10 protein-coding genes are annotated in these 9647 nt (G+C 64.2%); 7 read left to right on the top strand and 3 right to left on the bottom strand.

Going from position 1 to position 9647, the window contains the following annotated elements; genetic code table 11:
• The first annotated feature begins 163 nt into the window (after window positions 1-163).
• Window positions 164-958, top strand: a complete 795-nt coding sequence (locus tag QMX78_RS17765; RefSeq protein WP_282272011.1) for a TatD family hydrolase — start codon at window positions 164-166, stop codon at window positions 956-958.
• A 22-nt stretch (window positions 959-980) separates the two neighbouring features.
• Here QMX78_RS17765 and panE read toward each other — a convergent pair whose 3' ends face one another.
• From panE to QMX78_RS17750, 3 genes are all read right to left on the bottom strand, one after another.
• Entirely contained in the window at window positions 981-1919 is a 939-nt protein-coding gene (gene panE / locus QMX78_RS17760) for a 2-dehydropantoate 2-reductase (RefSeq protein WP_282272008.1), read from the bottom strand.
• A 236-nt stretch (window positions 1920-2155) separates the two neighbouring features.
• On the bottom strand, window positions 2156-2950 hold the full coding sequence (locus QMX78_RS17755) for an ABC transporter permease (RefSeq protein ID WP_282272006.1): 795 nt from the start codon (window positions 2948-2950) through the stop codon (window positions 2156-2158).
• Window positions 2947-3900 (bottom strand): ABC transporter ATP-binding protein, encoded by a 954-nt coding sequence (locus tag QMX78_RS17750; protein ID WP_282272004.1) that lies wholly within the window; start codon window positions 3898-3900, stop codon window positions 2947-2949. Before QMX78_RS17750 ends, QMX78_RS17755 begins: the two co-directional genes overlap by 4 nt.
• Before the next feature lie 98 nt (window positions 3901-3998).
• On the opposite strand from QMX78_RS17750, the gene QMX78_RS17745 reads away from it, so the two are divergent.
• The 6 genes from QMX78_RS17745 (at window position 3999) to QMX78_RS17720 (ending at window position 9466) form a co-directional block, all read left to right on the top strand.
• Window positions 3999-4748, top strand: a complete 750-nt coding sequence (locus QMX78_RS17745) for a ferredoxin--NADP reductase (protein WP_282272003.1) — start codon at window positions 3999-4001, stop codon at window positions 4746-4748.
• Between the two features lie 348 nt (window positions 4749-5096).
• Entirely contained in the window at window positions 5097-5681 is a 585-nt protein-coding gene (locus QMX78_RS17740) for a hypothetical protein (protein WP_282272002.1), read from the top strand.
• A gap of 9 nt (window positions 5682-5690) precedes the next feature.
• The gene (locus QMX78_RS17735; RefSeq protein WP_282272000.1) at window positions 5691-5888 is read left to right on the top strand and encodes a helix-turn-helix transcriptional regulator; all 198 of its coding nucleotides are present in this window, start codon (window positions 5691-5693) and stop codon (window positions 5886-5888) included.
• Between the two features lie 67 nt (window positions 5889-5955).
• Entirely contained in the window at window positions 5956-7491 is a 1536-nt protein-coding gene (locus QMX78_RS17730) for an alpha/beta hydrolase (protein WP_282271998.1), read from the top strand.
• A 29-nt stretch (window positions 7492-7520) separates the two neighbouring features.
• Complete coding sequence (locus tag QMX78_RS17725) at window positions 7521-8276, top strand: ATP-binding cassette domain-containing protein (protein WP_282271996.1); 756 nt, start codon at window positions 7521-7523, stop codon at window positions 8274-8276.
• The gene (locus tag QMX78_RS17720) at window positions 8273-9466 is read left to right on the top strand and encodes an ABC transporter permease (protein ID WP_282271994.1); all 1194 of its coding nucleotides are present in this window, start codon (window positions 8273-8275) and stop codon (window positions 9464-9466) included. Before QMX78_RS17725 ends, QMX78_RS17720 begins: the two co-directional genes overlap by 4 nt.
• Window positions 9467-9647: the final 181 nt, after the last annotated feature.

The raw sequence follows: 9647 nt of genomic DNA, 5'->3' as shown, positions 1-9647 counted from the left end.
GCGCAGCGCACCCGGGGCTCTGCGCATGGCATCCGACGAATCCGCGAAACGCCCCCGGGTGCGCTGCGCTTACCCGGGCTACGGGTTTCCGTTCATGCTGCACAGGGCTCGCCTGCGGGCAAACCTCTACAATTCACCTTTCCGCCTCACCACACCCAGCTCAATGCAACTGATCGACATCGGCGCCAACCTCACCCACGAATCCTTTGATCGCGACCTGGACGCGGTGCTGGAGCGCGCCCGCGCCGCTGGCGTGGTGCAGATGGTGATCACCGGTGCCAGCCGCGAGCACTCGCCGATAGCGTTGGCGCTGGCGCAACGACACCCCGGTTTCCTCTACGCCACGGCTGGCGTGCATCCGCACCACGCCAGCGAGTACACCGACGAATGCGATGCGGAAATGCGTGCGTTGCACACGCACCCGGAAGTGGTGGCAGTGGGTGAGTGTGGCCTGGATTTCAACCGCGATTTCTCGCCGCGGCCGTCCCAGCGCAAGGCCTTCGAGCGGCAGCTGCAGATCGCCAGTGAGAACGGCAAACCCTTGTTCCTGCACCAGCGTGATGCGCACGATGATTTCATCGCGATGATGAAGAACTTCGACGGCAAGCTTGGCCCGGCGGTGGTGCATTGTTTCACCGCTGAGCGCCGCGAACTGTTCGATTACCTGGACCGTGATTGGTATATCGGCATCACCGGCTGGCTGTGCGACGAGCGCCGCGGTGCGCACCTGCGTGAACTGGTCAAGCACATCCCGGCCGAGCGGCTGATGATCGAGACCGATGCGCCGTACCTGCTGCCGCGTACGATGCGGCCGCTGCCCAAGGACCGCCGCAACGAGCCGGCGTTCCTGTCGCATATCGTCGAGGAACTGGCCCGCGACCGCGGCGAAGATGTGGCGGTCACCGCTGCCAACGCCACCGCCGCGACCCGTGCCTTCTTCCGCCTGCCGCCGGTCTGACGGCAGGCGCAAGGCCGAAGCTTCAAGCGGCGCGCTGCGCCTCGTAGGCCTGCAGGTGGCAGTAGGCTGCCTGCAGCAGCGGCGCTGATTGCCCGGCGGCAAGTGCACGGCCCAGCATGTCGCCGACGATGTGTGCGGCTTCCACGCGCTGCCCGGCTTCCAGGTCACGCAGCATCGATGCCTTGATCGGCGAGCCGGTTTTGGTGATCGCGCCCAGCGCGATTTCCTGCGCTTTGGCGGGAATCGGCTGCCCGGCCTGCGCGGCGACCGCAAGACACTCGGCGTACAGGGCCTGCATGAAGGCGGTGCCGTGATCGCTGGCAACGATGCTGCCGACATCGGCGCGCATCAGGCAGGTGCCGGCTGCCAGCGCGGTCAGGAAGGTGTACTTGATCCACTGCTCCTGGGCGATATCGGCCGAGGCGACATGGTCGATGCCGGCCTGTTCGCAGGCCTTGGCCAATGCAGCGACGCGTGCGCTGTCGGTTGCGCCATCGCGCTCGCCGAAGGTGATCTTCGCTGGTTTGTCCAGATGCAGCACGGCACCATCCTCGGCCTTGGTTGCGCTGATGAAGCACAGGCCGCCAAGTACGTTTGCACGCCCGAAGCGCGCATCCAGCGCAGCATAGTGACGCAGGCCGTTGAGGATCGGAAGCACGGTGGTATTTGCGCCCACTGCTGGCGCGATGGCGTCGATCGAGCTGTCCAGGTCATAGGCCTTGCAGCTGAGGATGACCAGGTCGAAGGGCTGGTCCCTGGCCAGTTGCGGCAGGGCATCGGCAGTGACGTGGGCGACCGGAAAAGCGGCGTCACCGAGCGGACTGCGGATCACCAGGCCATCGCGGTCCAGTTGCGCAGCGCGGTTGGCGCGCACCAGGAAGGTGACATCAACGCCGGCCTGCGCCAGCCGACCACCAAAGTAACCACCGGTACCACCGGCACCGAGAATCAGGATGCGCATCAGCTTGGATATCCATCGACAAAGGGGAGTGAAGACATCATAGGTGTTGCTGCCGCGGATTTTGTGGGAGCGGCGTGAGCCGCGAAGCTGAGATTGACTCCGAGCAGAGAAAACATGGTTCGCAATACCCTGGCTGCAGCGTCATCTTGGTTTGAGTTTGTGCGAGCTTCGCGGCTTATGCCGCTCCCACAACAAGCAAAACAAAAGCAAAAAAAAGGCGCCTTCGGCGCCTTCTTTCAGCTACGCAGGCCTACGCCCCGGCGCAGCAGCCACAGCGCCAATGCGGTGAGCGCGGCAACAAAGCCCAGCATCAACGCATAGGAGACCCACAACGGCACGTCGCTGCTGCCAAGCAGGCCGTAACGGAACGCATTGACCATGTAGAAGATCGGATTGGCATGCGTCATCGCCTGCGCCCAACCCGGCAACAAGGTCACCGAGTAGAACACGCCGCCCAGGTAGGTCAGCGGGGTCAGGATGAAGGTCGGCACGATCGCCACGTCATCGAACTTCTTCGCATAGACGGCATTGATGAAGCCGGCCAGCGAGAAGATGGTCGCGCCCAGCAGCACCGTGGTCAGCGTCACCAGCGGATGCGGGATGCGCACGGGGGTGAAGAACATGGCGATGATCAGCACGATCACGCCAACCATCAGGCCACGCAGCACGGCGCCGGCCACATAGCCCCACAGGATCACCCAGTTCGGCATCGGGCTGACCAGCAGTTCCTCGACATGGCGGCCGAACTTGGCGCCGAAGAACGAGGAGCTGATGTTGCCGTAGCTGTTCTGGATCACGCTCATCATCACCAGGCCTGGCACGATGAACTGCATGTAGCTGTAGCCGCCCATCTGCCCGATCTTGGAGCCGATCAGGCCGCCGAAGATCAGGAAGTACAGGGTCATGGTGATCGCCGGCGGCACCAGGGTCTGGCCCCAGATGCGTAGGATGCGGTTGACCTCGCGACGAACGATGGTGCCCAGCGCCACCCAGTTGCGGCTGCTGTCGGTCACGGGAACGGGGGTACTCATGCTGCGGTGCTCTCCAGGTTGCCGGTGAGGCGCACGAACAGCTCCTCCAGGCGGTTGCTCTTGGTACGCATCGAACGCACGCGGATGCCGGCGGCATTCAGGGCGTCGAAGACTCGGTTCAGATCCATCGCACGCGGCATGTCCAGGTCCAGCGTATGCGCGTCGGTGGCGACCAGGGTGGCGCCTTCGATCTGCGGCAGCTGTGCGGGCAGCTCACCGTCGATGTCGAACAGGAAGCCTTCCACATCGAGCTTGGCCAGCAGCCCGCGCATCGGGCCCTGCTCGACGATCTGGCCGTGGTTGATGATGGCCAGGTTGCGGCACAGCTGCTCGGCCTCTTCCAGGTAATGCGTGGTGAGGATGATGGTGGTGCCGGCGGCGTTGATCTCCTGCAGCGTCTTCCACATGTCGCGGCGGATCTCGATGTCCACGCCGGCGGTGGGCTCGTCGAGGATCAGCAAGCGCGGCTGGGTCATCATCGCGCGGGCGATCATCAGCCGGCGCTTCATGCCGCCGGACAGGGTGCGGCTCATCATCTGCGCCTTGTTCCACAGATGCGCGCGCTTGAGCTCCTGCTCGGCGCGGGCCTCGGCCTCGGCACGCGGGATCCCGTAGAAGCCGGCGTAGTTGACCAGGATGTCGAAGGGCTTCTCGAACAGGTTGAAGTTGATCTCCTGCGGCACCAGCCCGATCAGGCGCATGGTCGCGCTGCGGTTGGCCACCAGGTCACTGCCGAACACCTGCACCTGGCCTTCGCTCAGGTTCACCAGTGAAGAAACGATGCCGATCAGGGTCGACTTGCCGGCGCCGTTGGGGCCTAGCAGGGCGAAGAAGTCGCCCGGGGCGACCTCCAGCGACACGCCTTTGAGGGCCTGGACGCCGTTGTCATAGGTCTTGCGCAGGTCGGTGATGCGCAGGGCGGCTGCGCCGGGAGGGGTACGGGAGTCCAATCTGTGGCCTTCGCGCCGGGTACAGGCGTCGGATAAGTGCAGGCGGCTATTATAGAAGGCCCCGTGGTCCATACCCGGTTACACACTGTTCCCCTCCTGTGCCAATCCAATTCCCCCTCAAGCTGGTCGGCAGCCGCATGCTGGCCCCCAGCGTCGGTCACTACCAGTTCGTCCGTGACGACGGCCAGCCGCTGGATTTCCTGCCCGGCCAGTTCATTCAGGTCCATTTCGACTACGCCGACGGCACCGCAACCAAGCGCAGCTACTCCTTGGCCACCATCCATGACCACGCGATGGGCCCGGGCGAGGCGGTGGATATCGCGGTCAGCTTCGTGCCCGGCGGCGCTGCCACGGCGCTGTTCGAGGGCCTGAAGGCCGGCGACCACATCAGCGGCAGCGGCCCGTTCGGTCGCTTCTGCCTGCAGCCGGGCGACCACAATGGCCGTTACCTGCTGATCGCCACCGGCACCGGCGTGACCCCGTACCGCTCGATGTTGCCGCAGCTGCGCACGGCAATGCTTGAGCGTGGCGTGGAAGTGGTGCTGCTGCAGGGTGCGCGGACCCCGGAAGAACTGCTCTACAGCGACGACTTCTACGCGTTTGCGGCCGCCAATCCGGGCTTCCGCTACCTGCCCTGCCTGTCGCGCGAACTGCCGGAAAACCCGCACGCCGACGTCCGCAAGGGCTATGTGCAGCAGCAGCTGGCCGAGATCGCGCCGGACCCGGCCCGCGATATCGCCTACCTGTGCGGCAATCCGGACATGGTCGATACCTGCGTGGAAGCGCTGAAGGAAGCCGGTCTGCCGATGCCGCAGATCCGCCGCGAGAAGTACGTCAGCAGCAAGTGATGGTTGGCGGCTGGCGTGCAGCTGCCATGTTGTTGATCCGGCCGGTCTGGCCGCTGGTTTGACGTTGGCCATATGCAGGCGCGACCCTTTAGGTCGCGCCTTTTTTCGTCATGGGCGTTGCTTTTCCGCGCCAGGCCGAGGAGCTGGCCGCCGCCGAGCGGGGTTTCATCTGTAAAGTTTGCTTGACAGCCGGGTCTGGCTGGCCGCAGGATGTGTCAAGCGTGCTTTACAGGAGTTGGCCATGCGTCATTGCAGGTTTCTTGTTTGTTTCGCGGCGGCGGACTCCGTTGCCCGCCGCTGTGCTGTCGTACCGTCCGGCCTGCAGCCACTGCGGCAAGGGGCCGGCCGATGAGCCGCAATCTTTGGACGGCGGGCTTGTTGATCGCCGCCGCTGCATTCACCTTGGTCGCGTCCGCGCTGCTGCTCTGGCAGCCGATGGGCGTGTCGCAGCAAGTCATCGGCATCCTGTTTGGTATCGCCCTGGGTCTGGCAATCGCGGCACTGCTGCGCCGGCTGATGCCCGATGGCTGCGATGCCGCCCCGGCCAAGCTGCGCAAGCGCTATACCCGCGAGGTGATGCTGGCCATGACCGGCTATGTGGTGTTGCTGGTGCTGTCGATCCTGCTGCTCAAGCGGGTCGAGGACGGCCTACTGCGCGCCTTGATCGCCTTGTTGCCGGTGCCGCCGATGATGCTGGTGCTGCGGGCGATGATCCGCTACATCCGCGATGCCGATGAGCTGCAGCAGCGCATCGAACTGGAGGCGGTGAGCTTCGCCACGGCATTCATTTCGCTGGTATACCTGACCGGGGGCTTTCTGCAGTCGGCCAAGGTCATCGATGTACCGTCCAACGTGGCGATGATCTGGGTGTTTCCCTTGGTGTGCCTGTCGTATGGGCTGGCCAAGGGTGTTGTCGCGCGGCGTTACCACTGAGCCGGGGCGATGGATAACCGATTGCGCGAGTTGCGTGAGGCCAGGGGCTGGTCGCAAGGCGAGTTGGCCGAGCAGCTGGAGGTATCCCGGCAGACCATCAATGCGCTGGAGACCGGCAAATACGATCCCAGCCTGCCGCTGGCCTTCCGCATCGCCCGTTTGTACGAACGCCGGATCGAAGAAATTTTCTTTCCTGATGTCACATAGCTGCCGCGCCCGCGTCTGGATGCAGGTAGACCCGTTTTCTTTTCAACTGTGAGGGGCTGTTCCGATGATGTCCCGTAAGACCCAAACCATCCTCGCCCTGGCTGTGATCGCCGGCATCGTCGGTTACCGCCTGGTGCGGTCAACCGATACGCCTGCGTCAGCGCCTGCCGCGGCCGGCACCAGCGATGTTGCGGCCGTAGCCAGCAAGCCGCAGACGCTTGGCAGCTTGAACTTCCAACCCTGCAGCCTGAGCTCGGCCGGCAGCCGCGACAGCCTGGAAGCACAGTGCACCACGCTGGAAGTGCCTGAAGACCGGGCAAACCCGCAAGGGCGCAAGATCAGTTTGAACATCGCCTGGGTTGCCCCGGAGAAGGAAAGCGATCTGCAGCCAGACCCGGTGTTCTTCCTTGCAGGCGGACCGGGGCAGGCCGCGGTCGCCACCTACCCGCAGGTGGATGCGGCGTTCTCCGAAGTGCGCAAGCACCGCAACGTGATCCTGGTCGACCAGCGCGGCACCGGGAAATCCAACCTGCTGGCCTGTGACACGCCGGATGATGCCGATTTCACCACGGCGTCGATGCAGGCAGCGGCGCAGAACTGCGCCACCCAGCTGTCGCAGAAGGCGGATCTGCGCTTCTACACCACCACCGAGGCGGTGGCGGATCTGGATGCGGTGCGCCAGGCCATCGGTGCGAGCCAGATCAACCTGGTCGGTGTCAGCTACGGCACCCGCGTGGCCCAGCAGTACGCCATGCGCCATCCGCAGGCCACGCGCAGCATCGTGCTCGACTCGGTGGTGCCGAACAGCCTGCAGCTGGGCAATATCTTCGCGCGCAACCTGGATGATGCACTGGCGCTGCAGTTCGCCCAATGCACCAAGACCGCCTCGTGCAAGGACAAGCTGGGTGATCCACGTGCCGAGCTGGACACGTTGCTGGCCAAGCTGCGCGCGCAGCCGGTGACGGTGCAGTACCGCGACGCCAGCACCGGCGAACAGCAGCAAGGCGAGCTGCGTGCCGAGACCGTTGCTGGCCTCGTCCGCATGTACGCCTACATGCCGGCTGCCGGCGCGCTGCTGCCCAAGCTCATCCATGAAGCCAATGGCGGCCGCTACGACAACCTGATGGCGCTGACGCAGATGCTGCAGGGCGAAATGAAGGATGCCATGGCGATGGGCATGCAGCTGTCGGTGGTGTGCAGCGAAGACAAGGAAGGCATGGTCGCCAACGGTGCCGACGCGGACACCGTGCTCGGCAACCAGATGGCCGAAGCCATGGGCGCGATGTGCGCCAGCTGGCCCAAGGGCACGGCACCGGCCGATTTCCACAAGCCGCTGGCCGGCAAGGTGCCGACGCTGGTGCTGGAAGGCGAGTTCGATCCGGTCACGCCGCCGCGCTATGGCGAGGAAGTGGTCAAGCACCTGGATAACGCGCGCCTGTTCGTGCTGCGTGGCCAGGGCCACAACGTCATCGGCGCGGGCTGCATGCCCAAGCTGTTCGCGCAGTTCATCGAGAAGACCGACCCGAAGGCGCTCGACGGTGCCTGCCTGGAAAAACTCAACTACGTGCCGCCGTTCACCAGCTTCAATGGCTGGGAACCGTGACATCACCGCATCACTGAGGATTAGATTCCATGATCGTTGCAGAACGACTTCGCAAGACCTTCCCCGGCAGGGGCAAGGACAAGACGCCGGTGATCGCCGTGGATGACGTGGGTTTCACCGCCCATGATGGCCAGATCACCGGTCTGCTCGGCCCCAATGGCGCCGGCAAGACCACCACGCTGCGCATGCTGTACACCTTGATGACGCCGGAAAGCGGTCGCGTGCTGGTCGATGGTATCGACGCCGCCGTCGACCCCAACGCAGTGCGCCGCAGCCTTGGTGTGTTGCCGGATGCGCGCGGCGTGTACAAGCGCCTGACCGCCCGCGAGAACATCGACTACTTCGGTGAACTGCATGGCATGAGTTCGGCCGCCATCGTCGAGCGCACCGCGCGCCTGGCCAAGGCGCTGCAGATGGAGGATTTCCTCGATCGTGCCACCGAAGGTTTCAGCCAGGGTCAGCGCACCAAGACCGCAATCGCCCGCGCGCTGATCCATGATCCGCGCAACGTCATCCTCGACGAACCGACCAATGGCCTGGACGTGATGACCACCCGTGGTCTGCGTGGCTTCCTCAAGGAGCTGCGTGAGGAAGGCCGCTGCGTGATCTTCTCCAGCCACATCATGCAGGAGGTCGCCGCGCTGTGTGACCGCATCGTGATCGTCGCGCAGGGCAGGGTGGTTGCCCAGGGCACGCCGGATGAGCTGCGCGAGCAGGCCCATGAGAGCAACCTGGAAGACGCGTTCGTGAAACTGATCGGCAGTGAGGAGGGCCTGCACGCATGAGCCAGACTGGATATTTCCGTGCCATTTTCACGGTGATGCGCAAGGAGCTGCGCGATTTCGCCCGCGACCGTCGCACCTTCCTGCTGACGCTGCTGACCGCGCCGCTGCTGTACCCGCTGCTGTTCCTGGGCATGAACAAGCTCACCAACCTGCGTGCCGAGACGCAGTTGGAAAAGGACTTGAGCATCCCGGTGGTGGGTATCGCCCGCGCCCCGAACCTGGTTGCCTTCCTGGCCAGTCGCGGTATCAATGCCACCGAAGCGCCGGCTGACTATGAAGCACTGATCCGCAGCCAGCGCGAAGACCTGGCCTTGGTGATCGACGAGAACTTCGTTGCCGATTGGCAGGCCGGCAAGCCGGCCAAGGTGGAGATCGTCGCTGATACCACGCGCCGTACCGGCGACGTGCAGATCGCAAGGGTGCGAAGTGTGCTGACTGCTTACGGGCAATCGGTGGGCGCATTGCGCTTGTTGGCTCGTGGCGTCAATCCGATGGTGGCCGCGCCGGTCAATGTCGGCACCCGCGATCTGGCAACGGCCGAAGCCAAGCGCGGCATCTTCCTTTCATTCGTGCTGCCGCTGATGCTGATGCTGACAGCGTTCGTCGGTGGATCGCACTTGGCAATGGACTCCACCGCCGGCGAACGTGAGCGGCAGTCGCTTGAGCCATTGCTGGCGACCCCGGCAGCACGCGGTGCATTGGTCAGCGGCAAGATGCTGGCAGCGGTTCTGGTGGGCTTGGCTTCAATGCTTCTGATCTTGCTGTCCTTCAAAGTGAGCGCAAGTATAGGCAGTGGCATGGCCCGCTCATTGGACGTCAGCTTTGCAGCAATGGGTAAGTTGCTGGCGATCCTGCTGCCGCTGGTGCTGATTGGTACCGCGCTGCTGACCTGCCTGTCGGCCAGTTCCAAGAGCATGAAGGAAGCGCAGAGTCATATGGTCTGGCTGATGATGCTGCCGATGCTGCCGGGCTACGCCTTGATGGCCTATCCGCTGAAGGACATCCAGCTGTGGCAGTACGCGGTGCCGTTCCTGTCGCAGAACCAGATGCTGGTGAAGGTCACCCGCGGCGAGATGCCATCGGCCACGCAGTGGGCGGTATATCTGGGTGCCTCGGTGTTGCTGGCAGTGCTGCTGTGGGCGGTAGCGGTATGGCGTTACCGCCAGGAGCGCCTGGCAATCTCCGGCTGATCCTCTGTAGAGCCGAGCCATGCTCGGCATGGGGCTCTACCGGTAAGGCCTCTGCCGAGCATGGCTCGGCACTACCCAAAACAACAAAGGCCCGGATCACTCCGGGCCTTTGCTTTTGCTCCACCTGTAGAGCCGAGCCATGCTCGGCTGGGGCTCTACCGGTAAGGCCTCTGCCGAGCAT

This window comes from Stenotrophomonas sp. PS02298 (genome assembly GCF_029959445.1).
In the GTDB taxonomy this organism is placed as follows: domain Bacteria; phylum Pseudomonadota; class Gammaproteobacteria; order Xanthomonadales; family Xanthomonadaceae; genus Stenotrophomonas.
This window is presented reverse-complemented; position numbering and strand designations above follow the sequence as displayed.

Excerpts from the sequence above, each read along its gene's own strand:
- QMX78_RS17725 (WP_282271996.1), top strand. The coding sequence starts at position 7,521 with ATGATCGTTGCAGAACGACTTCGCAAGACCTTCCCCGGCAGGGGCAAG.
- QMX78_RS17720 (WP_282271994.1), top strand. The coding sequence starts at position 8,273 with ATGAGCCAGACTGGATATTTCCGTGCCATTTTCACGGTGATGCGCAAG.
- panE (WP_282272008.1), bottom strand. The coding sequence starts at position 1,919 with ATGCGCATCCTGATTCTCGGTGCCGGTGGTACCGGTGGTTACTTTGGT.
- QMX78_RS17765 (WP_282272011.1), top strand. The coding sequence starts at position 164 with ATGCAACTGATCGACATCGGCGCCAACCTCACCCACGAATCCTTTGAT.
- QMX78_RS17735 (WP_282272000.1), top strand. The coding sequence starts at position 5,691 with ATGGATAACCGATTGCGCGAGTTGCGTGAGGCCAGGGGCTGGTCGCAA.
- QMX78_RS17740 (WP_282272002.1), top strand. The coding sequence starts at position 5,097 with ATGAGCCGCAATCTTTGGACGGCGGGCTTGTTGATCGCCGCCGCTGCA.
- QMX78_RS17755 (WP_282272006.1), bottom strand. The coding sequence starts at position 2,950 with ATGAGTACCCCCGTTCCCGTGACCGACAGCAGCCGCAACTGGGTGGCG.
- QMX78_RS17730 (WP_282271998.1), top strand. The coding sequence starts at position 5,956 with ATGTCCCGTAAGACCCAAACCATCCTCGCCCTGGCTGTGATCGCCGGC.